The sequence below is a fragment of the Streptomyces durhamensis genome (assembly GCF_000725475.1).
Lineage (GTDB): Bacteria > Actinomycetota > Actinomycetes > Streptomycetales > Streptomycetaceae > Streptomyces > Streptomyces filipinensis.
Map to the genome: position 1 here is coordinate 224,215 of NZ_JNXR01000003.1, position 25,892 is coordinate 250,106.

Below are 25,892 nucleotides of genomic sequence, written 5' to 3' on the forward strand. Positions count from 1 at the left end.
GTGTCGAAGTCTGTTGGAAGAGCTGTGCTCTGACTGTGTGACATTCCGTGAAAAGCCTTGACGGCAGCGCTGTTCCCCTCCCGTGACGCCCCTAGGACGTTCGGATGTGTTCGCTTGCGGGGCTCAGGCCCCGTCGTCGACGCGCCCCCACCCCGGCAGCGGCGGCTGGGGCCAGGCGGGCGGGCGCGGCAGCAGGCCTGCCGGGCGGTCGGCGGTCAGTGCGGCGGCCGGAGTCCGTCCGGTGAGCCAGCCGAGCACCTGGTGCCCGGCCCCGGCGACGGAGGGGCCGTCCGCGGCCACCGACCAGCGGCGGCCGAGATCGACGGCCCGCACCGAGGCGAGCGGGAAGCCCTGGCTGCGCAGGGTGGCGAGGGTGTCGTCCAGCGCCCAGGTGACGTAGCGGCCGGGCCACTGCTCCGTGCCGTGGCCGGTGCCCAGGTCGACGTGGTGCGTCTCCACCTCCCGCAGACAGCGCAGCAGCAGATACCAGGCGGGGTGCCGCCAGCCGGCCAGCGCCGGGACCAGACGGTCCCAGGCCGTTGTGGGCATCGTGCGCGCCTGCGCCGCGAACCGGTCGAGGCTCTCACGGAGACGGTCCGCCAGCCCGGCGGCGGACAGCGCCGCGTCCCGTTCGACCGCCGCGGACAGCGCCGCCGCGTCCGCGCGCGGTCCCGGTTCACGGCCCGTGCGCGCGAGCCGCAGCAGCCACACATAGGCGTCGACGCTGTGCACGACATGGGCCAGCACGTGACCGCGCGTCCATCCGGGCAGCTGCGACGGGGCGCGCAGCCCCGCGCCGGACAGGCCGGCCGCGGCGCGCACGAGCCGGTCGCCCGAGCGTACGACGTCCCCGACGGGATCCATTCCGGCGCCGAAGACCGAGAGCCCGCTCACCGGAACTCCCGCACGACCTCGATACGGCCGACGATATGGGCGTTGAACTCGTCCAGCTCCTCGGCCGGCACCCACAGTTCGAGGATCGTCTCGCCGCCGGCCTGCCGTACCGGATAACGGCCGAGGAACTCCGTGCCGACCTCGAAGCGGGTCACGAAACCGGCGCCGTCGTGCTTGACGTTCCAGTCCCGGGCGATCCGGATCGCGTAGTCCTCGTTCAGGACCGGGTAGAAGATCGGCTGCTCCGGGAGCCGGGGCGGCCACGCCCGCCAGTCCAGCGCGCGGACCAGCTCCAGCTCCTTGGGACCGGTGGGGCGCCACAGGGTCGTCGTCGGGGGCCGGCTGGTCATGATGTCGCTCTTCTGGTCGGGCCCGCCGCGGGAACGGGCGGGGCGGGATGCCGGACGATACCGGCGTCGCGCGGCAGTGGGCCAGCGGATTTCGGCCCGGCCGGGCCGCTCACGCGGCCGCGAAGAGCCGTCCCGGAGCCCTGTGCCGGAGGGCTTCTCGCTCCGCCCGGGTCCGGCCGGCGGCCGGTGCGGGCCGGTGCCCCGCCCGCCGGAACGGTGACCCGAGCCGTCTGCTCGCGGCATCGGCGTGACCCCCGGCTGGATTTCCCAGTTGACCAGCGCATGAAGAAGCGCAGCATGCTCGCCCTCGCCAGCCTGGCCACCGGATTCGTCGTGGCCGCCGTGACCCCCTCCCACGGGGCCGGCGACCGCCCCGTCGGCGACCACAAGGTCGCGGACACCGTCGACTCGGCCGGTCACCCGGTCGGTCCCCCGGTCGCCGGGGACGGCCACGTCGTCGACGACGACGCGCTCGGCCGGCAGTAGGCCCGACGGCCCACGGCGTGAGTGCCGGTGTCCCGCCCGAGGGGGCGCCGGCACTCCCCTTCGCGCACCCTCAACGGGGCGGGGTTTCCGTGGCAGGGTGGAGCGGGCAAGCCTCAGGGGGCCAACACAAGAGGGGGAGTCCGTGACCGTCGTCTGGATCAACGGCGCGTTCGGTGCGGGGAAGACCACCACCGCACGGGAACTGATCGAACTGATCCCGAACAGCGCGCTCTTCGACCCCGAGATCGTCGGCGGAGCGCTCACGCACCTGCTGCCGGCCAAGCGTCTCGCCGAGGTCGGCGACTTCCAGGACCTGCCGATCTGGCGCCGGCTCGTGGTCGACACGGCGGCCGCGATGCTCGCCCAACTGGGCGGGACGCTGGTGGTGCCGATGACCCTGCTCCGCCAGGAGTACCGCGACGAGATCTTCGGCGGGCTCGCCGCCCGCAGGATCCCCGTGCACCATCTGCTGCTCGCCCCGGCTGAAACGATCCTGCGCGAGCGGATAGCCGAGCGGGAGGTCCCGCCCGACCTGCCCGACGGCGAGATGCGCGTACGGCAGTGGTCGTACGACCACATCGAGCCCTACCGCGCCGCCCTCGCCTCCTGGCTCACGGCCGACGCCCACCCCGTGGACACCAGCGCCCTCACCCCGCACGAGACCGCCGTCCGCATCGCCGACGCGGTCGGCAGCGGTGCCGTGCCCGCCTGCGACATCGTGCAGACCCCGGAGCCGACCGCCGAGACGCTGGCCGCAGGGGTGCTGCTCTTCGACGAGCGGGACCGCGTGCTGCTCGTCGATCCCACCTACAAGCCCGGCTGGGAGTTCCCCGGCGGGGTGGTCGAGCGCGGCGAGGCACCGGCCCGCGCCGGGATGCGTGAGGTCGCCGAGGAGACCGGGATACGGCTGCGGGAGGTGCCCCGGCTGCTCGTGGTGGACTGGGAACGGCCGGTGCCGCCCGGATTCGGCGGGCTGCGGCTGCTGTTCGACGGCGGCCGGCTGGGGTCCGGCGATGCCTCCCGTGTGCTGCTGCCCGGCCCTGAGCTGCGCGGTTGGCGGTTCGCCACCGAGCAGGAGGCCGCCGAGATGCTGCCGCCGGTGCGCTACGAGCGGCTGCGCTGGGCACTGCGGGCCCGCGAGCGGGCCACCACGCTGTACCTGGAGGCCGGCGTACCCGTCGGCTGATCGACGCGGCACGGACGGCGCGCGCCGGCCGTTTCGCGAAGCGTGCGGTGGCGGGGGCGACGGGAGTGCGCTGTCGTGCCTGGAGTGGCATGTGGTGGAGGGGCGCCCAGCGTGTGTTGGGGGAGCGGCGGGCGCTGATTGTGTGCGTGGGGGCGTCGTGACGAGGGATCGGCGGGCCTGCACCGAGCGTTCGTGGAGTGGTGTGCGGTGGAGGGATCGGCGCGGGCCGGCCCCGCCATGCGGGGTGAGGCGTGTGGGTGAGGGGAAGGGGCACGCGCGGCCGCCCGCGAAACCACCAGCCGCTGCAGGACCGGTGAGCGGGCAGCCGCCGCGGGTCAGCGGGCGTGCGCCGTCGCGCGTAGCGCGGCGGCCGCGCCTTTGAGGAGCGGGTCTCCGTGGCCGAAGCACGCCACGTCCGCGTCGAGCGCGGCCAACCGGCCGAACGACGCGAGGAGTCGGGGGCGGTCGAGGTTGAACACCCCGGGCAGCACCGTGCCGTCGACCGGCGAGGCCGCCACCGTGTCCCCGGTGAACAGCACCCCCTCCCCGGGCAGGAAGAGGGCGATGCTGCCGTCCGTGTGCCCGGGGACGTGGATCACCCGGGCGCCGCCGCCGAAGTCCAGCACATCGCCGTCCGACAGGCCGGTGACCGCGGCCGGCGGCACCGGCGTCCCCTGGGGAAGCTGCCGGGCCGCCGCCGCGTGGATCGGCAGCTCCCACTCCTCGAACCGCGGTGGCGGGCCGGGAAGTTCACCACGGACGAACGGCGCGTCCAGGCGGTGTGCCAGCACCTCGGCACCGCTCAGCGCGGCGAACTCCCCCGCCCCGCCGGCGTGGTCCTCGTGGAAGTGCGTCAGCACGATCCGCCGTACGTCCCCGGGCGCGCGCCCCAGCGCCGCGACCGCGTCGGCGATCGCGCGGCCGGCACCCACCGTGCCCGCGTCGATCAGCGTCAACTCGTCCTCGTCGTGCCAGAGGTAGGCCTGGCCGACGGGGAAACGCAGCAGGTGGAGGCGGGGCAGCAGCTCGATGACGTCCATGCGCCGACCGTAGGCGGCGCCCCCGCCCGTGGGCGAGGGCGCTCTGCCGGCGGCAGAAGGGTTCAGCCCGCCGCGTAGTTGCGCAGGAACAGCGCCTCGGCGACCGACAGCCGCTCCAGCTCCTCGGGGGACACGCTCTCGTTGACCGCGTGGATCTGCGCCTCCGGCTCGCTGAGACCGATGAGCAGGATCTCCGCTTGCGGGTAGAGCCCGGCGAGGGTGTTGCACAGCGGGATGGAGCCGCCCTCGCCGGCGTACTGCATCGTCTCGCCCGGATAGGCGACCGCCATCGCGTCGGCCATCGCCTGGTAGGCGGGGCTGGCGGCGTCGGCGCGGAAGGCCTGGCCCTGGCCGATCTGCTCGGTGGCGACCCGGGCGCCCCACGGCGTGTGCGCCTCGAGGTGGGCCTGGAGCAGCTTGGTCGCCTCCGCCGCGTCCACGCCCGGCGGCACCCGCAGGCTGATCAGCGCGCGGGCGCTCGAGTGCACGGACGGGGTGGCGCCGACGACCGGCGGGCAGTCGATGCCGAGGACGGTGACGGCCGGGCGCGCCCACAGGCGGTCGGCGACCGTGCCGTCGCCGATCAGCCCGACCCCGTCGAGCACCCTGGCGTCCGCGCGGAACTGCTCCTCGGTGTACTCCAGGCCGTCCCAGGTCCCCGTGGCGTCCAGCCCGTCCACCGAGGTCGACCCGTCCTCGGCGCGCAGCGAGTCCATCACGCGGATCAGCGCGGCCAGCGCGTCCGGGGCGGCGCCGCCGAACTGGCCGGAGTGCAGGTTGCCCGCGAGGGTGTCGATGCGCACCCGGACCAGGGTCATACCGCGCAGCGTGGTGGTGACCGTCGGCAGGCCGACGCGGAAGTTGCCCGCGTCGCCGATCACGATGGTGTCGGCCTCCAGCAGCTCCGGGTGCTCCTCGGCGTACCGCTCCAGGCCGCCCGTGCCCTGCTCCTCCGAGCCCTCGACGATCACCTTGACGTTCACCGGGACGCCGCCGTTCGCCTTGAGGGCGCGCAGCGCGAGCAGGTGCATGATCACGCCGCCCTTGCAGTCGGCGGCCCCGCGGCCGTACCAGCGGCCGTCGCGCTCGGTCAGCTCGAACGGCGGGGTGGTCCAGCCGGCCGCGTCGAGCGGCGGCTGGACGTCGTAGTGCGCGTAGAGGAGAACCGTTTTTGCGCCCTCGGGGCCCGGCAGGTAGCCGTAGACGGACTGCGTGTCGTCCGGGGTGTCCAGCAGCGCCACGTCGACGAAGCCCTCGGCGCGCAGCGCGTCGGCGATCCAGCTCGCGGCAGCCTCGCTCTCGCTCTTGGGGAACTGGGTGAAGTCCGCCACCGACTTGAAGGCGACGAGTTCGGCCAGCTCCGCCTGCGCCCGGGGCAGCAGCGAGGCGACGGTCTGCGCGACCGGATTCGACGACATGGGCACGCTCCTTGTAGGTGCGACGTTGAACGGGGTGACCCCGATACTCCCACAGTGGCCTGCGACGACGGCCGCCGTAGGATGCGGGGGACACTACGGCAGCGGCTTGATCGGAGCAGTAGACCATCGTGAGCGGCGAGAACTCTTCGGCGGACGGCGTGCAGCGGGTGTGGGACGTCGTCGTGGTGGGCGCGGGACCCGCGGGGGCCTCGGCCGCCTATGCGGCGGCGGTCGCGGGACGGCGTGTGCTGTTGCTGGAGAAGGCCGAGCTGCCCCGTTACAAGACGTGCGGCGGTGGCATCATCGGCCCCTCGCGCGACGCGCTGCCGCCCGGCTTCGAGCTGCCCTTCCGTGACCGGGTGCACGCGGTCACTTTTTCGAACAACGGCCGCTTCACCCGCACCCGCCGCTCCCGGCAGATGCTGTTCGGCCTGATCAACCGGCCCGAGTTCGACCAGCAGCTGGTCGAGCACGCGCAGCAGGCGGGCGCCGAGCTGCGTACGGGCGTCACGGTGCAGCGGGTCGAGCAGCACGGCTCGGCGGTCCCCGACCGGCGCACGGTCGCCGTCGTCCTGCAGGGCGGCGAGACGGTGCTGGCCCACGCGGTCGTCGGCGCCGACGGCAGCGCCAGCCGCATAGGGGCGCACGTCGGTGTGAAGCTGGACCAGGTCGACCTCGGCCTGGAGGCGGAGATCCCGGTGCCGGAGCCGGTGGCCGAGGACTGGAAGGGGCGGGTCCTCATCGACTGGGGCCCGATGCCCGGCAGTTACGGATGGGTGTTCCCGAAGGGCGACACCCTGACGGTCGGCGTGATCTCGGCGCGCGGTGAGGGCGCCGCCACCAAGCGGTACCTGGAGGACTTCATCGCCCGCCTCGGCCTCGCCGGTTTCGAGCCGTCCCTCTCCTCCGGGCATCTGACCCGCTGCCGTGCCGACGACTCTCCGCTGTCCCGGGGCCGGGTGCTGGTCTGCGGTGACGCGGCCGGGCTGCTGGAGCCGTGGACCCGCGAGGGCATCTCCTTCGCGCTGCGCTCGGGGCGGCTCGCCGGGGAGTGGGCGGTCCGGATCGCCGAGGCGCACGACGCGGTCGACACCCGGCGCCAAGCCCTGAACTACGCGTTCGCGATCAAGGCCGGGCTCGGCGTCGAGATGAGCGTCGGCAAGCGCCTGCTGACCGTGTTCGAGAAGCGTCCCGGCCTCTTCCACGCGGCCCTCACCGGCTTCCGTCCCGCGTGGAAGGCGTTCCGGGACATCACACAGGGGTCGACTTCGCTGGGCGAGATGGTTCGCGCCCACCCGGTCGCCCAGCGCGCCCTGACCGCGCTGGACCGGGGGCAGACGGTTCCGGTCGAGGAGCCGGCCGGTTCCTGACCGCCGCTGCCGCGGCCTGTGCGGGGCCGGCCCGCTGGGAGTCCGTGCGGACCGGTCCGGTGGGAGGCTGCGCGGGGCCGGGCCGGTGGCGGTCCGTGCCGGCCGGGCCGGTGGGGGAGCGGCGCCGGTGGGGGAGCGGCGCCGGTCCTGAACCGGGTGCGCGGCCCGGCGGGAGATCCGGTCAGCTCGTGACCGTGATGTGGAAGACCGGGTGGTCAGGGGCGATGCGGCGGAGCTCCTCGTCCGGGGAGTCGGGGCCGACGCCGTCGAAGAAGACACCGACCTCCGCCTTCCAGCGCTTGAGGTAGGCCCGCAGCAGCGGGACCTTGTCGTCGTCGGCGACCTCGGTGGCGGTGAAGACGTCCACGTTCCTGCCGAGCCGCAGTTCGCCGCCGCCGGCCGCCCGCATGTTGTGCGTCCACTGGACATGGCCGCGCGGCGCGAGCAGGTACTGCCGGCCGTCCACCGTCAGCAGGTTCACCGGAGTGGTGCGCCACTGTCCGCTCTTGCGCCCGCGGACCGCGAGGACCCGGGAGCCCCAGATGCTGAGGCCGCGCCGGGTGAGCCAGGACACCGCCCGGTTGAAGACGTTGACGGTGAACCAGCCCGGCTTCTTGACGTGCGTCGACATGGTGACCCCCACGGTTTGGGAGAGCGGTGCTCTCGCTGATTCGAGTGTGGCGCAAACACGCGCTCCAGAGCAAGAGCAGTGCTCTCTTTTGTGTGCGCCGATCTCAGTTCGTGGCACACTGCTCGTATGAGCACCACACAGGGCGCCCGCGCACGGGCCAGGAGGGAAGTCACGGCGGCCATCAAGGAAGAGGCGCGCAGACAACTCGCGCGGGAAGGCGCGGCCAAGCTCTCGCTGCGGGCCGTCGCCCGCGAGCTGGGCATGGTCTCCTCGGCGCTCTACCGCTACTTCCCGAGCCGGGACGAGCTGCTCACCGCCCTGATCATCGATGCCTACGACTCCCTCGGCGAGGCCGCGGAACAGGCACGGGACGCCACGGCCGGCGCCGCGCCGGTGCCCCGCTGGACGGCGGTGTGCGAGGCGGTGCGCGGCTGGGCGCTCGCCCACCCGCACGAGTACGCGCTGATCTACGGCTCGCCCGTGCCGGGCTATGCCGCCCCGGAGACCACCGTCCCGCCCGCCGCCCGTGTCGGCTTGGTCCTCGTCGGCATCGTCCGGGACACCCACGAGCGCTCCGGCCTCACAGAGCTCCCGCTCCCCGCCGGACTGCGTCCCGAGGCCGAGCGTATGGCCGCCGACCTCGCTCCCGATCTGCCCCCGGAGGCGGTCACGGCCCTGGTGGCGGCCTGGTCGCAGCTGTTCGGGCTGGTCAGCTTCGAGCTGTTCGGCCAGTTCAACCGCGTGGTCGAGGACCGGGAAGCCTTGTTCCGGCACGCCGCCACGCGGCTGGCGCAGGGGGTGGGGCTGGAGTAGGAGCGGAGTCCGGTACGGGGGACCGGGGCCGTCCTGCCGGAGGGGTCGTACTTCCCCGGGAGTACGAGTGATCACCTCGTTCGGCTGACGCTCGCGCCGCGCGGTGCCGTCTACCGTGGCCTGCATGGAAGAGCACCGCCCCCCGGGGCAGTGGTGGCGGCACGGCCCGCCGTGGTGGAGCGCCCCGGCCGGAGAAGGGGAGCCGCACCGGGCGCGGCCGCCCTGGCGGTCCACCGTGCTGTTCACCGCGTTCGTCCTGGTCGGCAGCCACTTCGCCGCGCAGAGCGAGCCGCATCGCGTGCCTTTGAACGGCTACGCGCGCGTGCTGCTGGTCGCCGCCTGCGTCCTGCTGCTCTGGCGGAACCGGCACCCGGTGGCCGTGGCCTTCGGGACCGCGACGGTGACCCTCGGCTACCTCGCCGCGGGCTACCCCTACGGACCGGTCTTCCTGACCGTCGCCGTCAGTTGCTACAGCGCGGTCGTCGCCGGGCACCGGCGGGCCGCCTGGGCGTCCGTCGGCCTGCTGTGGGCCGGGCATGCCCTGGTCGCCCTCTGGCTCTTCCGCCGGCTGCCGCCCGCGGGCGACCAGCGAGGGGGCCTCGCCCAGGAGATCGTCGTCGCCACCTGGGTGCTGGCCGTCGTCGCGCTGTGCGAACTGGCCCGGGTGCGGCGTGAACAGTGGGCCCGGGAGCGCGCCGACCGGGCACAGGCGGCGCGGCGCCGCGCGGACGAGGAACGGCTGCGGATCGCCCGCGAGTTGCACGACGTCCTCGCCCACAGCATCTCCGTCATCAACGTCCAGGCCGGCATGGGGCTCGCACTGCTCGACAGCGACCCCGAACAGGCACGGACCGCGCTCACCACCATCAAGGCCGCCAGCAAGGAGGCGCTCGGTGAAGTGCGCCAGGTCCTCGACACCCTGCGTGCCTCCGGAGACGCACCCCGCGCCCCCGCCCCCGGCCTGGACCGGCTGCCGGAGCTGGTGGAGCAGGCGGCGGCGGCCGGACTGACCGTGGACATCCAGGGCGAGCCGCCCCAGCTGCCGCCCGGCGCCGGCCTCGCCGCCTTCCGCATCGTGCAGGAGGCGCTGACCAACGTCGTACGGCACTCAGGATCGCGGCACGCGCGCGTGCTGTTCGACCACCACGGCGGCGGTCTGCGGCTGCGCATCGACGACGACGGGCCGGCCACCGGCGCCGACGCCGGGGGCAGCGGGAACGGACTGGCCGGCATGCGGGAGCGGGCGGCCGCGCTCGGTGGGAGCATCGAGGCGGGCCCGCGCCCCGACGGCGGCTTCCGGGTGCTCGCCGTACTGCCGACGCACACCGGGGAGGACGAGTGATCCGGGTACTGCTGGCCGACGACCAGGCGCTGGTGCGGGCCGGTTTCCGGGCGTTGCTCGACGCCCAGCCGGACATCGCGGTGGCGGGGGAGGCGGCCGACGGCGAGGAGGCGCTGCGCCTGGTGCGCGAACTGAGGCCGGACGCCGTCCTGATGGACATCCGCATGCCCCTGCTGGACGGTCTCGCCGCCACCCGGCGTATCACGGGTGACGCGGTCCTGAAGGACGTGAAGGTGGTCATGCTCACCACCTTCGAGCTGGACGAGTACGTCTTCGAGGCGATCCGCTCCGGCGCCTCCGGCTTCCTGGTGAAGGACACCGAACCGGACGAACTCCTGCGTGCGGTACGGGCGGTGGTGCAGGGGGACGCGCTGCTGTCGCCGGGGGTCACCCGTCGGCTGATCGCCGAGTTCGCGGCCCGTTCCAAGGAGCCCGCCGCGGCGGACTCCCTCGGCCGGCTCACCGAGCGGGAGCGGGAGGTGATGGCGCTGGTCGGCATCGGCCTGTCCAACGAGGAGATCGCACGCCGCCTGGTGGTCAGCCCGCTCACGGCCAAGACCCACGTGAGCCGCACGATGGTGAAGCTGGGCGCCCGGGACCGCGCCCAACTCGTCGTGCTGGCCTACGAGTCGGGGTTGGTACGGCCCGGCTGGCTGGGCTGAGCCGCCCGCTGGAAGCGCACCAGCACACTCAGCACACGGGCCGTGAACACGACCGGTGCGACCGCCGCACCGGCCCACAGCAGGATCTTGGACAGCGACTGCGGCAGATCGAAGAGCAGCGCGGGCCCGGCCACGGCCCCGAACAGCACCGCCGCCGCGAAGGCAGCGCTCACCAGTGCGTATCCGATCTCCACTGTCGCCGCGTCCTGTTGGGCCTTGGTGCGGCGTCCCCCGTCTGTGCGCATTCCGCCAGCTTCACAGACGGGCGCCCCGCGGGGCAAGCAGCTCCGCCGGGCGCCCGCCGGGAGGCATCCCCCTAGTCGCGGACCGGCACGCGGTCCGCCTTCGCCTCCTCCACGGTGGACCTGGCGACCACGAGGGTCGGCTGGCTACGACGGCTGCGCAGACCGGTGAGGGTGATCAGCAGGCCGGCCGCGGCGATGCCGGTGACGACCAGGAAGCCGGGCCGGTAGCTGTCGAGGACGGCCTGCGGGGTGGCGTGCGCGGGAGCGCCCGCGGTCACCACGGCCGTGACCACGGCCAGGAAGACGGCGCCGCCGACCTGCACCGAGGTGTTGAGCAGACCGGAGACCATGCCCTGCTCGTGGTCCTCGACCCCGTTGGTGGCCTGGATGTTGAGCGACGGGAAGACCAGCGCGCAGGCCGCGCCGATCAGCAGCATGGACGGCAGGATCACGGCCGCGTACAGCGGCTCGAGGTCGACGCGCAGGAACAGCGCGTAACCGAGCACCATGAAGGCGAAGCCGGCCGCGATCAGCCGTGGCGTGCCGAACCGGTCGACGATCGCGCCGACCTTCGTGGCGGACACCGCCACCAGCGCGCCCGCCGGCAGGAACGCGAGCGCGGTGTGCAGCGCCGACCAGCCGAGCAGGGACTGCATGTAGAGCGTGGTCAGGAACTGGAAGCCCACGTACGAGCCGAAGAAGGCGATGGCGCCGAGCTGGGCGCGCACCTGGCTGCCCGAGCGCAGCACCCCCAGCCGGACCAGCGGACTCGGCGAACGCCGTTCGACCAGGACGAAGACGGTCAGCAGGAGCCCGACGGCGAGGAAGGACAGCAGTGTGCGGGCCGAGGCCCAGCCGGCCTCGGGGGCCTGGACGACGGTGAAGACCAGGAGCAGCATCGACGCGGTGCCGAGGACGGCGCCGGGGATGTCGTAGCCGTCGTGGTTCTGCTCGCGGGCGCTGCGCGGCAGCAGCCGCAGGCCGGCGAGCAGGGCGACGACCGCGATCGGCGCGGGCAGCAGCATGGTGAAGCGCCAGCTGGCCTCGGTGAGCAGCCCCGAGAGCACCAGGCCCATGGAGAAGCCGGTGGCGGCGCAGGTGGTGTAGATGGACAGGGCGCGGTTGCGCAGCGGGCCCTCCGGGAACGTCGTGGTGATGATCGACAGACCGGCCGGTGCCGTGAAGGCCGCGCTGAGGCCCTTGATGAAGCGGCTGGCGATCAGCAGCGGACCGGATTCCACGAGCCCGCCGAGCAGCGAGGCGAGCGCGAAGACACCGAGGGCGACGAGGAACACCTGACGGCGGCCGAGCAGATCGGCGGTGCGGCCGCCGAGCAGCAGCAGTCCGCCGTAGCCCAGGATGTAGCCGCTGACGATCCATTGCAGGGTCGACGTGGACAGGTGCAGGTCCGAGCCGATCGACGGCAGCGCGACGCCGACCATCGACACGTCCAGCGCGTCCAGGAACATCGCCGCGCAGAGCACCAGCAGGGTGCCCCACAGGCGGGGAGTCCAGCGCACCGCCGAAGACGGGGACGAAAGGGTGGTGAGCGGAGAGGTCATGCCGACGAGACTACATGCGCATGCATCGAATGCAAGTGCATTTAATTCCGACGCAATGAACTTGTTTCTCTGCTACGGTGCGCTCATGGCGTCGAACAGGGCCGAGCAGGCGCTCGTGGAGCAGTGGCGGGACATCCTCGCGCTGCACGCGCAAACCCAGTGCGAGCTGGACCGGGCACTGGGCGGACACGGCCTGTGCGCCAGTGACTTCGAGGTCCTCGACCTGCTGGCCGAAGGCGCGGCGGACGGCGGTTGCGCCTACCGCGTGCAGGAGATCTCCGAGCGCGTCCATCTCAGCCAGAGCGCGCTGTCCCGGCTGGTCGGCCGCCTGGAGAAGGACGGCCTGGTCGAGCGCGCCATGTGTGCCGAGGACCGGCGCGGGGTGCGGGTGGCGCTCACGGCGAAGGGGCGCGCGCTGCACGGCGAGGTGCGGCCCGTGCAGCGCGCGGTGCTGGCCCGGATGCTGGCCGACGCCGACTGACCGGACCTCAGATCCCGCCCCTGTCCCGCCACAGCGTGGCGAGCGAGTGATCGCCGGACACGCTCGGCACGGGTCTCCGGTTCCACAGGGCCAGATACAACTCGACGGCGGGGCCCGCCAGTTCGGCCTCGGCCCGACCGCTCTCCTCCCGCACGGTCACCGGCGGCTCGGCCGTGAGCCGTACGGTCCACACCGCGTCCGCGCCCGCGTCCAGTGCCCGCACCCGCAGCAGACGTGGCTCCTCGGTGCGCAGGCGGCTGCGGGAGCGGGCGTGGAAACCGCGCAGCAACTCGTCGATGCCGTCGACCGCGAAGTCCGGCGCGATCGGCGACGCCGGACCGCCGCGCGCGGCCTCGGCGTCGTAGCGGTGGACGGTCGTCTCGTGCGCCTGCCGGCGGGTCCAGAACGCCAGTGGTGAGGGGTTGGGGGCCGGGTGGAAGGTCAGGCACCGCACGTCGGCGGGCGCGGCGGCCAGGGTGTCGACCAGCAGCCGGTGACTGTCCCGGTACCAGTCGACCAGCTCGGCGCCGTCGAGGTCCGGCGGGTCGCCGATGGGGCGCGGCTCGGTGTGCCCGTCGGCGACGAAGGAAGCGGCCCAGCGGTGCACCGCGCCGGTGTGCCGCAGCAGGTCGCGCACCTGCCACTCCGGGCACGTCGGCACCTTGGCGTCGCTCCCCGCCACGGCGGCCGCCGCCGCGAGGAGCCGGCCCTCCCGGTCCAGGGTCTGAAGGAAGTCGGCAGTGTCCATGGGGGCGAGTGTGCCGGATGGAGCGCGCTCGAAGTTCGGCGGGTTCGGCGGTGGTCCGGTCGCGGACCGCACGGCGCGGGGCCTGGGTCGTGCGCTCGAAGGGCGGTGCTTGGGCGGGGGCGGTTGCGGATCGTGTGGCGTGAGGCCTGGGTCGTGCGCTCGAAGGTGGGCTCATTCGGCGGGGCGGTTGCGGAGCATATGGCGCGGGGCCCTGGGTCGTGCGCTCGGAGGCGGCGCTTTCGGCGGGGGCCGGCCGCGGATCGTGTGGCATGGGGCCTGGGTCGTGCGCTCGAAGGTGGGCTCTTTCGGCGTGGGGTGGCCCCGAGGCGTATGGCGCGAGGTGTGGGTCGTGCGCTCGACGGCCGGCGCCTTGGGCGTGGGGTGGCCCTGGGTCGTATGGCGCGGGGCCTGGGTTTATGCGCTCGACGGCCGGCGCTTCGGGCGTGGGCCGGCCGGGGGTCGTACGGCGCGACGCCCGGGACGCGTGAACGGCGTGCCGGTGCTGAGGGGTTGCCGGCTCCGGCGGGCATGTCTCCTCGGTGCCGCCGGCCGCCGCGTCAGCCGCCCATCGCCCGGCGCGTGGACAGCCCGATGACGGCGGCGACGGCGGCCAGCGCGGCGACGCTGGTGAGCGCGGTCGGGAGGGAGAACCAGTCGGCCATGAACCCGATCGCGGGCGGCCCGAGGAGCATGCCGCCGTAGCCCAGTGTCGAGGCGACGGCCACGCCGGACGGACCGGCCAGCGCACCGGCGCGCTCCACGGCGACCGGGAAGAGGTTGGCGAGGCCGAGCCCGGTGACGGCGAAGCCGATCAGCGCGGCCCACACGGAAGGCGCCAGCGAGCCGAGCAGCATGCCCGCCGCCGCGACGGAACCGCCGGCGATCACCGTACGGGCGCGGCCGAGGCGCTCCAGCAAGGCCGTCCCGGTCGCCCGGCCCACGGTCATGGCCAGCGCGAAACACGCGTACCCGGCCGCCGCCGCGCCGGACGGCGCCGCGAGGTCCTGCTGGAGGTGGAGCGCGCCCCAGTCGGCCATGGCGCCCTCGCCGTAGGCGGTGCACAACGCGACCAGCCCGAAGACGACCACCAGCCCTCGGCCCGCGGTGGGGCGAGGTGCGGCACCCGCCGCCGGTGCCCGGGGGGAGGGGCTCCGGTCCGCCGGTACGGGCGGTTCCTGCCGCAGCAGGGTGCGTCCGGCGACGGCCGTGACGAGCAGCCCGAGCAGGGTGAGGCCGAGCAGGTGCCGCAGGGGGGAGAGGGCACCGGCGACCAGTCCGCCGAGGCCGGCGCCGATCATGCCGCCGAGGCTGAACGCGGCGTGGAAGGTGGGCATGACCGGTCGCCGCAGCGCGGCCACGAGGTCGACGGCGGCGCTGTTGAAGGCGACGTTGATGCCGCCGTAGGCCGCGCCGAAGAGGAGGAGCACGGCCCCGAGGGCGGGTGCCGAGTGGGTCAGCGGCGGCAGGCTCACGCTGAGGCAGAGCAGGACGGCGCAGACCACGGTGACCGGATGGCTGCCGTAGCGGCGGCAGAGCCGCCCGATGAGGGTCATGGTGACGACGGCGCCGGCGGAGACCCCGAGCAGGGCCAGCCCCAGATCGCCGGCGGAGGCGTCGGTCTGCTGCTTGATGGCGGGGATACGGACGACCCAGCCCGCGAAGATGAAGCCGTCGAGGGCGAAGAAGGCGGTGAGGGCCGCGCGGAGGCGGCTGAGGTCACGGCTGTCACCCGGCACGACACTGTGCGAGCGGGTTTTGTTTAGTTGCGGCACAAAGTCAGGCTAGGTGGATGTGCGGGCCGGTGCAAGTGGCTTCGCGAGGGCCCGGCGGCTCCGCTCCGCCGCGCCTGTCGTACACGACAGGCGCGCGGTTCCCTCTCGCTTGCGCGTCGGCCGGTTCGGCGCCGTCACCCGCTTCGGCGACCCCGCACTTCGCCGGCCGCCCGGGCCGCCGTGGACAGCGCGGCGCGGTGACCCGTCCGCCCATGAGCCGACCGATGTGGCGTTGACCTGCGGCGACTTGTCCTCTGTCACGCTCGTGGCGGCGTCAACACGGCTTGCCCTATGGCCCGTTCCGAGTACTTCCGAGGTGCCCCCGGCCGCCTCACCGCCGGATACAGGTCGGTTAATGCTTGCTCACGAGCTGGTTGCCGACGGGTGAGCGGTCCATGATGGGCCCATGACGTTGGCCTCGCGCGCACTCGCGCAACTGGCGACCTGGCCCGATCTGAGGCAGGCGGTCCCGAGCTGCGGCCTGGGGCAGGCGGTGAGTTCGGTCCAGGGCGAGATCGCCCACTTCCACTCGGACCGGGATGTCGATCTGCGGCTGACCGACCGGGCGATCCGGCGGTTCGCCAAGGACCTCAAGGCTTCGGGTGCGATCAGGGTCGTGCCCGGCTCGCAGTGGGTGACCCTGCGCCTCGACGCGGCGAGCGACGTCGACCTGCTGCTGACCCTGGTGAGCGTGGCGCTCCAGGCCCAGCAGGCCTCGCCCGACCCGCTCGACCGGCCCCCGGCCGGCTGCAACGACCAGCGTGGCGCGGGCTTCGTGAAGGCCGACCTCAGCCGATTCTGAGCCGGCCCCCCGTCGCGCGAGGGACCTGCGGGGGTCCGCCGCGGGCCCCGGCCGCACTGCGGGCCCCGGGATCACACCGTGAGAACCCGGACGCCCGCCTCCTCGAAGCGGCGTACCGTCTCCTGGGTCACCGCTGTGTCCGTGACGAGCGTGTTCACCAGTTCCGTCCCGCAGATCCGGGCGAACGCCCGCTGGCCCAGCTTGCTGGAGTCCGCGGCGACCACCACGCGCTCCGCCCGTTCGCACAGCAGCCGGTTGATCGCGGCCTCCGCCTCGTCATGGGCCGCCGCGCCGTGCGTGGCGTCGAAGGCGACGACACCGAGCACCGCCACGTCGAGCGTGATCTGCCCGAGCACGCCGTCCGCGAGCGGGCCGATGAGTTCGTACGACTGAGGGCGTGCCACCCCGCCCGTGACCACGATCTTGAACTGGGGTCGTACGGCAAGCTCGTTGGCGATGTTGAGCGCGTTGGTGACGATGGTCAGCGCGGGCGAGGCGCTGGACAGATCGCCGCGTACGGCCAGGGCGCGGGCCACCTCCGTGGTGGTCGTACCACCGGTCAGCCCCACCGCCTCACCCGGCGCCAGCAGATCGGCCACGGCCTTGGCGATGCGCTGCTTCTCCGAGGCGCGGCGGGCCGTCTTGTAGCGCAGCGGGAGTTCGTACGACACCCCGTGCACCACCGCTCCGCCCCGGGTGCGCACCAGCATCTGCTGCTCGGCGAGCTGGTCGAAGTCCCGGCGGATCGTCGCCGCCGACACCTCCAGCTCGGCCGCCGCCTCCTCGACCTCCAGCCGGCCGCGTTCGACGAGCAGTTCCAGCAGCGCCTTCCAGCGGGCGTCCCGGGACATCCGCAGCCTCCGTTCGAAGTGTTCCAGGCGACCCTAGCGCACCCGACTCTCCGTTCGAATGCTTGAAACTGCTCGAAAGCTCGCTATATCTTGCAGGAACAATCAGCCTGGGAAGGGTGTGGGCATGACGCATGTCGAGGACGAGCTGAACAGCCAGCCCGAGTGCTGGACACGCGCCGCCGAGGCGGCGAAGCGGTACCGGGACGCACTGCCGGGGCCAGGGGAGCGGACCGCGATCGTGGGGTGCGGGACCTCGTACTTCATGGCGCAGGCGGTGGCCGCCCTCAGGGAGAGCGCCGGCCAGGGCGAGACCGACGCGTTCGCGGCCTCCGAGTTCCCGCTCGGGCGGTCGTACGACCGGGTCGTGGCCCTCACCCGCTCCGGCACCACGACCGAGGTCCTGGAACTGCTGGGCGCGCTGAAGGGCAGGACGCGCACCACGGCCGTCACCGGCGATCCCGACACCCCGGTCGCGAGCATGGCCGACGACCTCGTCGTACTGGACTTCGCCGACGAACGCTCCGTCGTCCAGACCCGGTTCGCCACCACCGCCCTCACCCTCCTGCGCGCCCACCTCGGCCTGCACACCGACTCCGTCGTCGCCGACGCGCGCACGGCCCTCGCCACTCCGCTTCCCGAAGGACTGGTCGGCTGCACCCAGTTCACCTTCCTCGGGCGCGGCTGGACGGTCGGGCTCGCCCACGAGGCGGGGCTCAAGATGCGCGAGGCCTCGCTGTCCTGGACCGAGACCTATCCGGCGATGGAGTACCGGCACGGCCCCATCAGCATCACCACCGAGGGCACGGCCACCTGGATGCTCGGCCCGGCACCCGAGGGACTCGCCGGACAGGTACGCGCCACCGGCGGGCTGTGGATCGACGGCGGGCTCGACCCGCTCGCCGAACTCGTCCGTGTCCAGCGGCTCGCGGTCGCCGTCGCCGCCGCGCGCGGCCTCGACCCGGACCAGCCGCGCCACCTCACCCGCTCGGTGATCCTCGCCCCCTGACCAGCGCCCCGGAAGGACACCCCCCGTGCCTCTCGCGTCCACCGGCGAACTGGTCACCACCGCCGCCGGAACCCGCTCCGCCGTCGCCGCGTTCAACATCATCACCCTGGAACACGTGGAGGCCGTCATCGCCGGCGCCGAGTCGGCCGGTGCGCCCGTCGTCCTCCAGGTCAGCGAGAACGCCGTCAAGTTCCGCTACGGGCGGCTGCTGCCACTGGCCCGGGCCGCCGTCGCCGCCGCCGAACGCGCCGCCGTGCCCGTCGCTCTGCACCTGGACCACGTGCAGAGCGACCACCTGCTGCGCCAGGCGCCCGACGCCGGGTTCAGCTCGGTGATGTACGACGCGGCCCGGCTGCCGTACGCCGACAACCTCTCCGCCACCCGGGCCGCCGCCGACTGGGCACACGCCCAAGGGCTGTGGATCGAGGCCGAGCTGGGGCAGGTCGGCGGCAAGGACGGCAGGCCTCCGCTGGACGCCCACGCACCGGGCGCCCGCACCGATCCCGACCAGGCGCACGACTTCGTGACCGGTACGGGCGTCGACGCGCTCGCCGTCGCCGTCGGCAGCGTGCACGCGATGACCACCCGCACCGCCACCCTCGACCACGGCCTGCTCAAACGGCTGTCCGCCGCTGTGACCGTCCCGCTCGTCCTGCACGGCTCCTCCGGCGTACCGGACGACGGCCTGGTCGCGGCGGTCGCCGGCGGCATCGCCAAGGTCAACGTCGGCACGGCGCTCAACGTGGCCATGACCGGCGCGATCCGGGAGTTCCTCGCCGCCCACCCCGCGGCCGTCGACTCGCGCAAGTACCTCAGCGTGGGCCGGGACGCGATGGCCGGCGAGGTACAGCGGATCATCGGGGTCCTGGCCGGCTAGAGCGCCCCGAAAGGGGCGCGCGGAACCGCACGACCAGTCACGACGGCGCCGCAGCGGGCCGACGGCGGAGCGCTAGCTCTTCCTGACCGCCCGCAGCACCACGAACTTCGGATCGGAGGCCACCAGTTCACAGTTGCCGAACAACCGCCTCAGCTTCACGTGGTACCCCAGGTGCCGGTTCCCGATCACCCACAGCTCACCCCCCGGCCGCAGCGAGCGCAGCGCCCCCGTGAACATCCGCCACGCCGTCGCGTCGCTCGTCGCCTGGTGGGAGTGGAACGGCGGGTTGTTCAGGACCAGGTCGACGCTGCCGGGCGCCACCCCGGCCAGCCCGTCCCCGACCCGGAACTCGGCATGTCCGGGCACCCCGTTGGCCTTGTACGTGGCCTCCGCCGAGGCCACCGCCTGGAACGACTCGTCCACGAACAGCACCTCGGCCGTCGGGTCCGCCAGCGCCACCGCCGTACCGACCACGCCGTTGCCGCACCCGAGGTCGACCACGCGTCCGGCGCCCGGCCCGGGCAGGTGCTGGAGGAGGAACCTGGTGCCGATGTCGAGCCGGTCGGCGCAGAACACGCCCGCGTGGTTGACGACCGTGCGCCCGGACACCGCACCGAGCCCGTCCGGGAGCGCGTAGCTGTACGGCCACGGGTTCGCCGGCCGGGTCGCCGCCGGGTCCGGGGCGCAGAAGATCAGCCGGGCCTTCTGCCGGGCCAGCGAGGTCCGGGTCGGCCCGAGGATCCGCTCGAACAGCTGGAGCGTGGAGGTGTGGATCTCCTTCACCATGCCGGTGCCGACCACCACCGTGTCCCCGTGCACGGCGGGCGCCAGCCGCAGCAGTTGGTCCTCCAGCAGAGCCAGGCTCTTCGGCACCCGCACCAGCAGCACGTCCACCCGCTCCGGCGGCGGATCCTGGGTGGTCAGCAGCCGCACGGCGCCGGGCTCGACACCGGCCCGCGCCAGGTTCGCCCGGGTCGCCTCCTGGCTCAGGAAGGAGTCGGTGATCTGCGTCGGCCGGTGCCGTGCGAGCGCCGTGACCAGCGCACCCCAGCGGTCCCCGAGCACCACGACCGAGCCCGTGAGCGGCACCCCCTCCTCGGCCAGGTGCCGCAGCAGGTACGCGTCGGACGCGTCCCAGGCGCGCAGCCGGTCGCGGGGGTCCTCAGGGAAGCGGGACAGCTCGATCTCGCCCCACGGTGTCGTCATTCGGTCGCTCATCGTGCCTCCCAGGCTAGCCGAGCCGCAGCTCAGGGGTGGTGGGGCGACCCTGCGGCACGATGGAGCGTATGGACGCGGAGCTGTTTGCCAGGGAGCGCGCGGAGGTCGCGCCGGGCGCCGTGCACGTCCCGGACTGGCTGGACCCCGGCAGGCAGCGCGAGCTGCTCGCCGCCTGCCGCAGATGGGCGCGGCCGCCCGCCGGGCTGCGCACCGTCCGCACCCCGGGCGGCGGCACGATGACCGCCCGCCAGGTCTGTCTGGGCTGGCACTGGTACCCGTACGCCTACGCGCGCACGGTCGTCGACGGCGACGGCGCCCCCGTGAAACCGTTCCCCGCCTGGCTCGGCGAGCTGGGCCGCCGCGCCGCCGTCGCCGCGCTGGGCCCGCAGCAGCCGTACGCGTACGACATCGCGCTGATCAACTTCTACGACGGCGACGCCCGCATGGGCATGCACCGCGACAGCGACGAGAAGACGGACGCGCCGGTGGTCTCCCTCAGCCTCGGCGACACGTGCGTCTTCCGCTTCGGCAATCCCGCGACACGCGCCAGGCCCTACACCGACGTCGAACTGCGCAGCGGGGACCTGTTCGTCTTCGGCGGACCGTCCCGGTTCGCCTACCACGGCGTCCCGCGCGTGCACCCGGGCACGGGCCCGCCGGGGCTCGGCCTGACAGGACGGCTGAACGTCACCCTGCGGGTGAGTGGCCTGTAGCCGGCGGCGCAGGCCACCACGGGTGCGGATCATGGGAGACTCGCCCTCATGAGCGGCAAGGCGGATCCCCGGACGGCGGGGGAGAGGACCACCTCGAGGGCACGGCTGGACCGGGGGCGCGGAGCGCTCGGACCCGCGCTGGAGCTGGTGCACACCGGGCGGGCGCCGACCCGCGCCGTGCTCACCGCGGAACTCGGGGTCACCCGGGCGACGGCGGGGGCGGTGGCCGCCGAGCTGGAGGCGCTCGGGCTGATCCGGGTGGACGCCCGGCCCGGCGCCGCCGCCGGCTCCCAGGGCCGCCCCTCGCACCGGCTGGAGGTCGCCGAAGACGGCCCGGTGGCGCTCGCCGCGCAGGTCCACGCCGACGGCTTCCGGGCCGCCCTGGTCGGCCTCGGCGGGCGGATCGTGGCGACCGCGCCCGGCTGCGAGACCGTCGACGCGGACCCGGCGCAGGTGCTCGGCTCGGTCGTCGAGGCCGGCGCGGAACTGCTGCGCACGACCGGCCGTCGCTGTGTCGGCGCGGGACTCGCCGTGCCGTCCGCCGTGGCCGAACCCGACGGCCTCGCCCTCAACCCCCTGCACCTGGCCTGGCCCGTCGGCGCCCCGGTCCGCAGGACCTTCGCGGAGTGCGTGCGCGCCGCGGGCATCACGGGCCCGGCCTTCGCGGGCAACGACGTCAACCTCGCCGCGCTCGCCGAGCACCGGCACGGCGCCGGGCGGGGCGCGCGGGACCTGCTGTGCGTGGCCACCGGGCACCGGGGCGTCGGTGGCGCGCTGGTGCTGGACGGCCGCCTGCACACCGGCAGTTCGGGCCTCGCCCTGGAGGTCGGTCACCTCACCGTCAACCCGGAGGGCCGGCCCTGCCACTGCGGCAGCCGTGGCTGTCTGGACGTCGAGGCCGACCCGCTGGCCCTGCTCGTCGAGGCCGGCCGCGAGCCGGGCCCCGAGGTGTCCCTGCTCCAGCAGGCCGACGACCTGCTGCGTACCCAGTACGCCGACCCGGCCGTCCGGTCGGCCGCCGAGGCCCTGATCGACCGCCTGGGCCTGGGCCTGGCCGGCCTCGTCAACATCCTCAACCCCGACCGCATCATCCTCGGCGGCCTGCACCGCACCCTGCTGGACACCGACCCCGGCCGGCTGCGCGCGGTCGTCGCCGACCGCAGCCTGTGGGGCCAGAGCGGCGGCGTACCGATCCTGCCCTGCACGCTCGTCCACAACAGCCTCGTCGGGGCGGCCGAACTGGCATGGCAGCCGGTGCTGGACGACCCGTTGGGGGCGCTGCGGTGACCGCTTCGGCCGTGGAGATCCTGCCCGCCCGGCGCATCCGCCTGGTCGAGACGGCCCTGCCGGAGCTGTCCGGCCGCCACCGCTCGGCGATGGACCGGGCGTGGGAGGAGGCCGTACGGGCCAACCCGGCCCTGTTCGACGGCCCGGTCGCCGCGCTGACCGGACTCGAACGGGACGGGGCCGAAGGGCTGGTGCTGTCCTGGGCCCGGAGCACCTACCGGCACTGGGCCCTGCGGCGGGTGCCCGGCGCACCCGTGTACGCGTCACTGTTCGTGTCCGTGGCCCAGCCGGACCACGACGGCCGTCTGACGGTGGGCCGGATGGCGCCCTCGACCGCGGCCCCGGGCCGCTGGCAGCTGCCCGGCGGAACCGTCGAACCCCCGTGCGTCGGCGGCGAGTTGGACATCGCGGCGCTGCAGGAGCACGCGGCCCGCGAACTGGCCGAGGAGACCGGATCCGCCACCCCCGCCGACGCCTTGACGCCATGGCTGACCACCCGGGGCGGGCGCGGCAGCGTCGGCGTCGTGTTCACCGCCCCGCCGCGCCCCGCAGAGGAGTTGTACGACCGGTACGCGCGGCTGGTGGAGGCGGAGACCGCCCAGGGCCGCGACCCCGAGTTCGACCGGATCGAGCTGATCGGGTCACCCGTCGGCCTGGAGTCGCTCGACGGGCCGTACGTCGACTATCTGCGACCGGTCCTCCGCGCCCACACGGACGGTTGAGCCGAGCCGCGCGGCCACACGATCCGGATGCCCGGCGGTGGGCATCTCGTGGCCTGAGTCCGGCGATCACTTCCAGTCGGTCGCGAAGGCCCGTCCCGGATGCTCCGTGAGGATGCGATCCACCAGGTCCGCGCCCAGCGCGGCGTCCAGCCGGGGCCGCACGCGCCGCAGCAGGTACGGCATGCCCGGTCCGCCGTCGACCGAGCGGGCGCCGGCGACCACGGTGTCGCCGCCGAGCAGCAGCCGGTCGCCGAAGCCGGCCTCCGCCAGGGCGCGTACCGCCTCCGGCATCCGCCAGTCGGTGGCGTGCTGGGCGCGGGATGGCCCGTCGAAGGCCAGCCAGCAGCCCGACGCGGCGGCCTGGCGCTGCACCACCGGGTCGGGGAAGCGGTTCAGATGGCCGAGGATCACCCGGTCGCCGGGCACGCCCCGCTCGCCGCACAGCAGGTCGAGTACGTCCAGCGCGCCGGTGCCCAGCTCCAGGTGCACGGCGATGGGCGCGCCGGTGGCGTGGTGCGCCTCGGCCGCCGCCGTCATCGTCCAGCGGGCGTGCGCGTCGAGTGCGTGGAAGCCGCCCGCCACCTTGATCAGACCGGCCCGCACCCCGCTGGTGCCGACGCCGTCGGTCAGCTCGGACACGAACAGCTCGGCGAGGCCGGCCCCGCGCAGCTCGCCGAGCAACCCGGCGTCGTAGTGCGCGGCTTGGTGCAGTCCCGTGGCGCAGACCAGCCGCACCCCGGTGGCGCGGGACAGCTCCGGCAGGTCCGCCGCCCGCCGTCCCATGCCGTACGGCGTCCACTGGACGACGGCCGCGCCGCCCGCCGCCCGGAAGGCGGCCAGCTCGGCCCGTGCCGCCGCCGGGTCGTCCAGCTCCTGTCCGGGCAACTGCGGGCTGCGCAGGAAGAGATGGTCGTGCGCGTCGCACACGCCCAGTTCCTCGGGCGCGATGTCGCCGAGGACCGTACGGACCGCGCTCACCACTGTCGCCCGCGCGGAAGCCGGCTCCGGCCGGGCGCGGACAGGTGCAGCACCTGGAAGAGGTCCCCGTCGGCCTTCGGCGTGTCGTGCTCCCAGAGCGAGAAGTGGACCAGCTCCCATGTGCGCGTGTCCACGGCGGCCGCCGCCAGCACCGCGCCGTCCTCCGCCGCCAGCCGCCCGGTCTCGGCCACCGCGTCCGCCATGAACGCGGCCAACTCCACGCCCTCCGGAACCGGTTGCCGGTGGCGCACGGCGAACGCGGGCGCCCCGTCGCCGGCGGCGCCCTCCTCGAACGCGAGGCCGGTCCATTGCCGTACCGCCGGCCGTCCGAAGTCGTCGACGGGCCCCTGGAAGGCTCCTCCCCACAGGAACCTGTTCATGCCCTCCATCGTGTTCCAGAGGTAGAACGGCCCGTACTGGTTCACCGGCGAGCCGTGCACCCCGCGTTCACGCAGCACGTACGTCTTGATGCCGAGGCCGTCCCAGTCGTCCAGCAGATGCCCGACGCGGGCGACGCGGGAGCGGACGACGCCCATGTCGTAGTCGGCGGGCAGGGTGAACTCGTACTGCATGGCGTGCATGTCCCGGGTTCCTTTCTCGGGGCTCAGGCGGGGTAGTCGTTCACGTGGGCGTGCCACACGGTCGTCGTGCCGTCCTCGGCGGCCTCCACGACCGCGAGATGGGTCATGAAGGTGCGGGGCGCGGCGCCGTGCCAGTGCCGTTCGTCCGCCTCGATCCACACCGTGTCGCCCGCGCGGATCGCCTCCACCTCACCGCCTTCGCGCTGCACCAGCCCCTCGCCCTCCAGGACGTGCAGCACCTGTCCGTGCGGATGCCGGTGCCAGGCCGTGTGGGCGCCCGGTGCGAAGTGCACGCTGAACACGCGCAGGCGGGACGGGGCGGCTGGGGCGGCTATCTCGTCCAGCCAGACCGTGCCGGTGAAGTTCTCCGCCGGGCCCTGCCGGGTGCCGGGTCGCTGTCTGGTGATGTGCATGTGACTCAGTCCTCCTGTCCTTCGGTTCGGGGAGCGAGCAGGGAGAGCAGGCCGCGCACGCCGGCGTCGAAGGCCGCGGGGGAGCCGGAGGCGCGGGCGAGGACGTAGCCGCCCTGCACGGTCGCGAGGACGGCCGCGCCGATCTCCTCGCCGTCCAGCGAGGGTGCGAACTGCCCCTGCCGCTTGCCCTCCTCGACGATCGCGGCGATCCGCTCCCGGATGCACGCGATCGTCTCGTCCACCGGCGCGCGCAGCTCGTCGTTCGCGATGACGTCCGGGTCCATGGTCAGCCGGCCCACCGGGCAGCCGCGCAGCACGTCACGCTCGCGCAGCAGATACGCCTCGATCCGCTCGTACGGGGTGCCAGGTCCGTCCAGCACCCGCTCGGCGGTGGCGCGCAGCTCCGCCGCGGTGCGCCGGATCGCGGCCAGGGCGAGATCCGGCTTGCCCTTGAAGTGGTGGTACATGCTGCCCTGGCCGGCACCCGCGCGCTCCAGGATCGCCTTGGGGCTCGTGCCCACGTACCCGCGCTCCCACAGCAGCTCGCGGGTGGACTCGATCAGTCGTTCCGAGGTGCTCACACCGCTACTGTACATACTAGTAGTTACACTCCGCCAGTCCCCAGGGGGCAGCCGCACCCCGTCGCCGTACTCCCGCGGGGGTACGCCCACGGCCGCCGGCCGCACGACGACCCGGACCCCCTGCGGGAGCCAGTCTCGTGGCATCCCCGAAGACCGAGACGACAACGGAGACGACCCGAGATGCAGACCCTCGCGAACTGGGACGGCGGCCCCGGCCCATGGATCCTGTTCTTGCCGCTGATCTGGGCGGCCGTCGTGATCGGCGCCGTCACGTTCCTGCGCCGTACCGCCCGGCGTGGCCGCGGCGGCCCCTGGCGTCTGGCGGACGGCGGACGTCCGGCCGGAGACTCGCCGCTCGCGGTGCTCGGCCGCCGCTTCGCCACCGGCGAGATCGACGAGGACGAGTACTGGCGCCGTCTGTCCGTCCTGGAGGAGCAGTTCGGCCGCGCGGGCAAGGGAGGAGCGGCATGACCACGACGAGCGCACCGCGGGTCGCGGCCCGCCTGGCGGACGCGGTCAGCGGGCTCGGTCTCGGGGCCTTCCTGGGCTGGGTGTTGGTGAAGGCCTCGGACGGCGCGAGCCACACGGCGTTCGCCTTCGCCCTCCCGCCCGCGCGGCTGGCGGTGGTCACCCTCGTCGGCCTCGCCGCCGGCGCCCTCGCGGGCCTGCGCCCGGCCCGCCGGGCGTCCCGGCTGGACGTCCTGCGGGCCATCGCGACGCAGTGACCGCGCCGCTCGGGCCGGGGCGCCTATGTGCCGGGTCGTCTGGGTGCGGGTGCGTCCCTGGCTGTCAGCGGACAGCGCCGGCACTACGGAGCCGACGGCACCGCAACTCCCCAGGGGTGCGGGGAATTGCGCGACCAG

The 25,892-nt window shown here is 73.9% G+C and carries 30 protein-coding genes; 15 read left to right on the forward strand and 15 right to left on the reverse strand.

Features of this window, described 5'->3' with window-relative positions; translation table 11 throughout:
• Window positions 1–123: 123 nt before the first annotated feature.
• Together IO33_RS0104680 and IO33_RS0104685 are read right to left on the reverse strand one after the other, a co-directional pair.
• Window positions 124–894 (reverse strand): maleylpyruvate isomerase family mycothiol-dependent enzyme, encoded by a 771-nt coding sequence (locus IO33_RS0104680; protein ID WP_245235685.1) that lies wholly within the window; start codon window positions 892–894, stop codon window positions 124–126.
• A complete protein-coding gene (locus tag IO33_RS0104685; protein WP_031160534.1) occupies window positions 891–1,244 on the reverse strand; it encodes a hypothetical protein in 354 nt (117 codons plus the stop codon). Before IO33_RS0104685 ends, IO33_RS0104680 begins: the two co-directional genes overlap by 4 nt.
• 282 nt (window positions 1,245–1,526) lie before the next feature.
• Here IO33_RS0104685 and IO33_RS0104690 point away from each other — a divergent pair, with 282 nt between their 5' ends.
• Together IO33_RS0104690 and IO33_RS0104695 are read left to right on the forward strand one after the other, a co-directional pair.
• Entirely contained in the window at window positions 1,527–1,730 is a 204-nt protein-coding gene (locus tag IO33_RS0104690) for a hypothetical protein (RefSeq protein ID WP_031160537.1), read from the forward strand.
• A gap of 142 nt (window positions 1,731–1,872) precedes the next feature.
• Window positions 1,873–2,916: an NUDIX hydrolase gene (locus IO33_RS0104695; protein WP_031160540.1), complete on the forward strand. Its 1,044-nt coding sequence runs from the start codon at window positions 1,873–1,875 to the stop codon at window positions 2,914–2,916.
• Window positions 2,917–3,251: 335 nt separating this feature from the next.
• Here IO33_RS0104695 and IO33_RS0104700 read toward each other — a convergent pair whose 3' ends face one another.
• Both IO33_RS0104700 and IO33_RS0104705 read right to left on the reverse strand, forming a co-directional pair.
• Complete coding sequence (locus tag IO33_RS0104700) at window positions 3,252–3,956, reverse strand: MBL fold metallo-hydrolase (protein ID WP_031160542.1); 705 nt, start codon at window positions 3,954–3,956, stop codon at window positions 3,252–3,254.
• Window positions 3,957–4,018: 62 nt separating this feature from the next.
• Window positions 4,019–5,374: a dipeptidase gene (locus tag IO33_RS0104705; RefSeq protein ID WP_031160544.1), complete on the reverse strand. Its 1,356-nt coding sequence runs from the start codon at window positions 5,372–5,374 to the stop codon at window positions 4,019–4,021.
• Between the two features lie 128 nt (window positions 5,375–5,502).
• Between IO33_RS0104705 and IO33_RS0104710 the strand changes: the two genes are divergently transcribed.
• The gene (locus IO33_RS0104710) at window positions 5,503–6,744 is read left to right on the forward strand and encodes a geranylgeranyl reductase family protein (RefSeq protein WP_031160546.1); all 1,242 of its coding nucleotides are present in this window, start codon (window positions 5,503–5,505) and stop codon (window positions 6,742–6,744) included.
• Window positions 6,745–6,925: 181 nt separating this feature from the next.
• On the opposite strand, the gene IO33_RS0104715 is transcribed toward IO33_RS0104710, so the two are convergent.
• Window positions 6,926–7,375 (reverse strand): nitroreductase family deazaflavin-dependent oxidoreductase, encoded by a 450-nt coding sequence (locus IO33_RS0104715; RefSeq protein WP_031160548.1) that lies wholly within the window; start codon window positions 7,373–7,375, stop codon window positions 6,926–6,928.
• A 126-nt stretch (window positions 7,376–7,501) separates the two neighbouring features.
• On the opposite strand from IO33_RS0104715, the gene IO33_RS0104720 reads away from it, so the two are divergent.
• The 3 genes from IO33_RS0104720 (at window position 7,502) to IO33_RS0104730 (ending at window position 10,192) form a co-directional block, all read left to right on the forward strand.
• Window positions 7,502–8,188, forward strand: a complete 687-nt coding sequence (locus IO33_RS0104720) for a TetR/AcrR family transcriptional regulator (RefSeq protein ID WP_031160550.1) — start codon at window positions 7,502–7,504, stop codon at window positions 8,186–8,188.
• 124 nt (window positions 8,189–8,312) lie between these two features.
• Entirely contained in the window at window positions 8,313–9,530 is a 1,218-nt protein-coding gene (locus IO33_RS0104725; RefSeq protein WP_031160552.1) for a sensor histidine kinase, read from the forward strand.
• The gene (locus IO33_RS0104730) at window positions 9,527–10,192 is read left to right on the forward strand and encodes a response regulator transcription factor (protein ID WP_031160555.1); all 666 of its coding nucleotides are present in this window, start codon (window positions 9,527–9,529) and stop codon (window positions 10,190–10,192) included. Before IO33_RS0104725 ends, IO33_RS0104730 begins: the two co-directional genes overlap by 4 nt.
• Here IO33_RS0104730 and IO33_RS0104735 read toward each other — a convergent pair.
• Both IO33_RS0104735 and IO33_RS0104740 read right to left on the reverse strand, forming a co-directional pair.
• Window positions 10,153–10,437: a DUF6332 family protein gene (locus IO33_RS0104735; protein WP_031160556.1), complete on the reverse strand. Its 285-nt coding sequence runs from the start codon at window positions 10,435–10,437 to the stop codon at window positions 10,153–10,155. The genes IO33_RS0104730 and IO33_RS0104735 overlap by 40 nt on opposite strands.
• 71 nt (window positions 10,438–10,508) lie before the next feature.
• Window positions 10,509–11,999 carry an MFS transporter gene (locus tag IO33_RS0104740; protein ID WP_031160559.1) on the reverse strand — a complete coding sequence of 497 codons (1,491 nt, stop codon included), beginning with the start codon at window positions 11,997–11,999 and terminating at the stop codon, window positions 10,509–10,511.
• A gap of 85 nt (window positions 12,000–12,084) precedes the next feature.
• Between IO33_RS0104740 and IO33_RS0104745 the strand changes: the two genes are divergently transcribed.
• The gene (locus IO33_RS0104745) at window positions 12,085–12,480 is read left to right on the forward strand and encodes a MarR family winged helix-turn-helix transcriptional regulator (protein WP_031160561.1); all 396 of its coding nucleotides are present in this window, start codon (window positions 12,085–12,087) and stop codon (window positions 12,478–12,480) included.
• 7 nt (window positions 12,481–12,487) lie between these two features.
• Here IO33_RS0104745 and IO33_RS0104750 read toward each other — a convergent pair whose 3' ends face one another.
• Window positions 12,488–13,228, reverse strand: coding sequence for a maleylpyruvate isomerase family mycothiol-dependent enzyme (locus IO33_RS0104750; protein WP_031160564.1), 741 nt, complete (start codon window positions 13,226–13,228; stop codon window positions 12,488–12,490).
• A gap of 557 nt (window positions 13,229–13,785) precedes the next feature.
• A complete protein-coding gene (locus tag IO33_RS0104755; protein WP_031160566.1) occupies window positions 13,786–14,964 on the reverse strand; it encodes an MFS transporter in 1,179 nt (392 codons plus the stop codon).
• A gap of 442 nt (window positions 14,965–15,406) precedes the next feature.
• Here IO33_RS0104755 and IO33_RS0104760 point away from each other — a divergent pair, with 442 nt between their 5' ends.
• Window positions 15,407–15,802, forward strand: a complete 396-nt coding sequence (locus IO33_RS0104760; protein ID WP_031160568.1) for a luciferase domain-containing protein — start codon at window positions 15,407–15,409, stop codon at window positions 15,800–15,802.
• Between the two features lie 71 nt (window positions 15,803–15,873).
• Here the strand turns inward: IO33_RS0104760 and IO33_RS0104765 are convergent, their stop codons facing one another.
• A complete protein-coding gene (locus tag IO33_RS0104765) occupies window positions 15,874–16,653 on the reverse strand; it encodes a DeoR/GlpR family DNA-binding transcription regulator (protein ID WP_031160571.1) in 780 nt (259 codons plus the stop codon).
• A gap of 124 nt (window positions 16,654–16,777) precedes the next feature.
• On the opposite strand from IO33_RS0104765, the gene IO33_RS0104770 reads away from it, so the two are divergent.
• Both IO33_RS0104770 and IO33_RS0104775 read left to right on the forward strand, forming a co-directional pair.
• Window positions 16,778–17,659, forward strand: coding sequence for an SIS domain-containing protein (locus IO33_RS0104770; protein WP_031160574.1), 882 nt, complete (start codon window positions 16,778–16,780; stop codon window positions 17,657–17,659).
• Between the two features lie 25 nt (window positions 17,660–17,684).
• Window positions 17,685–18,536, forward strand: coding sequence for a class II fructose-bisphosphate aldolase (locus IO33_RS0104775; protein ID WP_031160577.1), 852 nt, complete (start codon window positions 17,685–17,687; stop codon window positions 18,534–18,536).
• A 72-nt stretch (window positions 18,537–18,608) separates the two neighbouring features.
• Here IO33_RS0104775 and IO33_RS0104780 read toward each other — a convergent pair whose 3' ends face one another.
• On the reverse strand, window positions 18,609–19,742 hold the full coding sequence (locus tag IO33_RS0104780) for a methyltransferase (protein ID WP_031160579.1): 1,134 nt from the start codon (window positions 19,740–19,742) through the stop codon (window positions 18,609–18,611).
• An 80-nt stretch (window positions 19,743–19,822) separates the two neighbouring features.
• On the opposite strand from IO33_RS0104780, the gene IO33_RS0104785 reads away from it, so the two are divergent.
• From IO33_RS0104785 to IO33_RS0104795, 3 genes are read left to right on the forward strand one after another with little or no spacing between them, the layout of a single operon-like run.
• On the forward strand, window positions 19,823–20,467 hold the full coding sequence (locus IO33_RS0104785) for an alpha-ketoglutarate-dependent dioxygenase AlkB family protein (RefSeq protein ID WP_031160582.1): 645 nt from the start codon (window positions 19,823–19,825) through the stop codon (window positions 20,465–20,467).
• Window positions 20,468–20,515: 48 nt separating this feature from the next.
• Window positions 20,516–21,754 carry an ROK family protein gene (locus IO33_RS0104790; RefSeq protein ID WP_031160585.1) on the forward strand — a complete coding sequence of 413 codons (1,239 nt, stop codon included), beginning with the start codon at window positions 20,516–20,518 and terminating at the stop codon, window positions 21,752–21,754.
• Window positions 21,751–22,476, forward strand: a complete 726-nt coding sequence (locus tag IO33_RS0104795; protein WP_031160586.1) for an NUDIX hydrolase — start codon at window positions 21,751–21,753, stop codon at window positions 22,474–22,476. Before IO33_RS0104790 ends, IO33_RS0104795 begins: the two co-directional genes overlap by 4 nt.
• Before the next feature lie 66 nt (window positions 22,477–22,542).
• On the opposite strand, the gene IO33_RS0104800 is transcribed toward IO33_RS0104795, so the two are convergent.
• Genes IO33_RS0104800 through IO33_RS0104815 form a run of 4 tightly spaced genes read right to left on the reverse strand, consistent with a single transcriptional unit; the run spans window position 22,543 to window position 25,044 of the window.
• The gene (locus IO33_RS0104800) at window positions 22,543–23,454 is read right to left on the reverse strand and encodes a phosphotriesterase family protein (RefSeq protein WP_031160589.1); all 912 of its coding nucleotides are present in this window, start codon (window positions 23,452–23,454) and stop codon (window positions 22,543–22,545) included.
• Window positions 23,451–24,035, reverse strand: coding sequence for a DUF4865 family protein (locus IO33_RS0104805; protein WP_031160591.1), 585 nt, complete (start codon window positions 24,033–24,035; stop codon window positions 23,451–23,453). The genes IO33_RS0104800 and IO33_RS0104805 overlap by 4 nt, the downstream gene beginning before the upstream one ends.
• A gap of 23 nt (window positions 24,036–24,058) precedes the next feature.
• Entirely contained in the window at window positions 24,059–24,448 is a 390-nt protein-coding gene (locus IO33_RS0104810; RefSeq protein ID WP_031160594.1) for a (R)-mandelonitrile lyase, read from the reverse strand.
• 5 nt (window positions 24,449–24,453) lie between these two features.
• Window positions 24,454–25,044: a TetR/AcrR family transcriptional regulator gene (locus tag IO33_RS0104815; protein WP_031160597.1), complete on the reverse strand. Its 591-nt coding sequence runs from the start codon at window positions 25,042–25,044 to the stop codon at window positions 24,454–24,456.
• 165 nt (window positions 25,045–25,209) lie between these two features.
• Between IO33_RS0104815 and IO33_RS0104820 the strand changes: the two genes are divergently transcribed.
• Both IO33_RS0104820 and IO33_RS0104825 read left to right on the forward strand, forming a co-directional pair.
• Entirely contained in the window at window positions 25,210–25,500 is a 291-nt protein-coding gene (locus IO33_RS0104820) for an SHOCT domain-containing protein (protein ID WP_031160598.1), read from the forward strand.
• On the forward strand, window positions 25,497–25,754 hold the full coding sequence (locus IO33_RS0104825; RefSeq protein WP_031160600.1) for a hypothetical protein: 258 nt from the start codon (window positions 25,497–25,499) through the stop codon (window positions 25,752–25,754). Before IO33_RS0104820 ends, IO33_RS0104825 begins: the two co-directional genes overlap by 4 nt.
• Window positions 25,755–25,892 lie beyond the last annotated feature (138 nt).

Excerpts from the sequence above, each read along its gene's own strand:
- IO33_RS0104685 (WP_031160534.1), bottom strand. The coding sequence starts at position 1,244 with ATGACCAGCCGGCCCCCGACGACGACCCTGTGGCGCCCCACCGGTCCC.
- IO33_RS0104690 (WP_031160537.1), top strand. The coding sequence starts at position 1,527 with ATGAAGAAGCGCAGCATGCTCGCCCTCGCCAGCCTGGCCACCGGATTC.
- IO33_RS0104700 (WP_031160542.1), bottom strand. The coding sequence starts at position 3,956 with ATGGACGTCATCGAGCTGCTGCCCCGCCTCCACCTGCTGCGTTTCCCC.
- IO33_RS0104705 (WP_031160544.1), bottom strand. The coding sequence starts at position 5,374 with ATGTCGTCGAATCCGGTCGCGCAGACCGTCGCCTCGCTGCTGCCCCGG.
- IO33_RS0104715 (WP_031160548.1), bottom strand. The coding sequence starts at position 7,375 with ATGTCGACGCACGTCAAGAAGCCGGGCTGGTTCACCGTCAACGTCTTC.
- IO33_RS0104720 (WP_031160550.1), top strand. The coding sequence starts at position 7,502 with ATGAGCACCACACAGGGCGCCCGCGCACGGGCCAGGAGGGAAGTCACG.
- IO33_RS0104725 (WP_031160552.1), top strand. The coding sequence starts at position 8,313 with ATGGAAGAGCACCGCCCCCCGGGGCAGTGGTGGCGGCACGGCCCGCCG.
- IO33_RS0104735 (WP_031160556.1), bottom strand. The coding sequence starts at position 10,437 with ATGCGCACAGACGGGGGACGCCGCACCAAGGCCCAACAGGACGCGGCG.
- IO33_RS0104740 (WP_031160559.1), bottom strand. The coding sequence starts at position 11,999 with ATGACCTCTCCGCTCACCACCCTTTCGTCCCCGTCTTCGGCGGTGCGC.
- IO33_RS0104745 (WP_031160561.1), top strand. The coding sequence starts at position 12,085 with ATGGCGTCGAACAGGGCCGAGCAGGCGCTCGTGGAGCAGTGGCGGGAC.
- IO33_RS0104750 (WP_031160564.1), bottom strand. The coding sequence starts at position 13,228 with ATGGACACTGCCGACTTCCTTCAGACCCTGGACCGGGAGGGCCGGCTC.
- IO33_RS0104760 (WP_031160568.1), top strand. The coding sequence starts at position 15,407 with ATGACGTTGGCCTCGCGCGCACTCGCGCAACTGGCGACCTGGCCCGAT.
- IO33_RS0104765 (WP_031160571.1), bottom strand. The coding sequence starts at position 16,653 with ATGTCCCGGGACGCCCGCTGGAAGGCGCTGCTGGAACTGCTCGTCGAA.
- IO33_RS0104770 (WP_031160574.1), top strand. The coding sequence starts at position 16,778 with ATGACGCATGTCGAGGACGAGCTGAACAGCCAGCCCGAGTGCTGGACA.
- IO33_RS0104780 (WP_031160579.1), bottom strand. The coding sequence starts at position 19,742 with ATGACGACACCGTGGGGCGAGATCGAGCTGTCCCGCTTCCCTGAGGAC.
- IO33_RS0104785 (WP_031160582.1), top strand. The coding sequence starts at position 19,823 with ATGGACGCGGAGCTGTTTGCCAGGGAGCGCGCGGAGGTCGCGCCGGGC.
- IO33_RS0104790 (WP_031160585.1), top strand. The coding sequence starts at position 20,516 with ATGAGCGGCAAGGCGGATCCCCGGACGGCGGGGGAGAGGACCACCTCG.
- IO33_RS0104805 (WP_031160591.1), bottom strand. The coding sequence starts at position 24,035 with ATGCACGCCATGCAGTACGAGTTCACCCTGCCCGCCGACTACGACATG.
- IO33_RS0104810 (WP_031160594.1), bottom strand. The coding sequence starts at position 24,448 with ATGCACATCACCAGACAGCGACCCGGCACCCGGCAGGGCCCGGCGGAG.
- IO33_RS0104815 (WP_031160597.1), bottom strand. The coding sequence starts at position 25,044 with ATGTACAGTAGCGGTGTGAGCACCTCGGAACGACTGATCGAGTCCACC.
- IO33_RS0104820 (WP_031160598.1), top strand. The coding sequence starts at position 25,210 with ATGCAGACCCTCGCGAACTGGGACGGCGGCCCCGGCCCATGGATCCTG.
- IO33_RS0104825 (WP_031160600.1), top strand. The coding sequence starts at position 25,497 with ATGACCACGACGAGCGCACCGCGGGTCGCGGCCCGCCTGGCGGACGCG.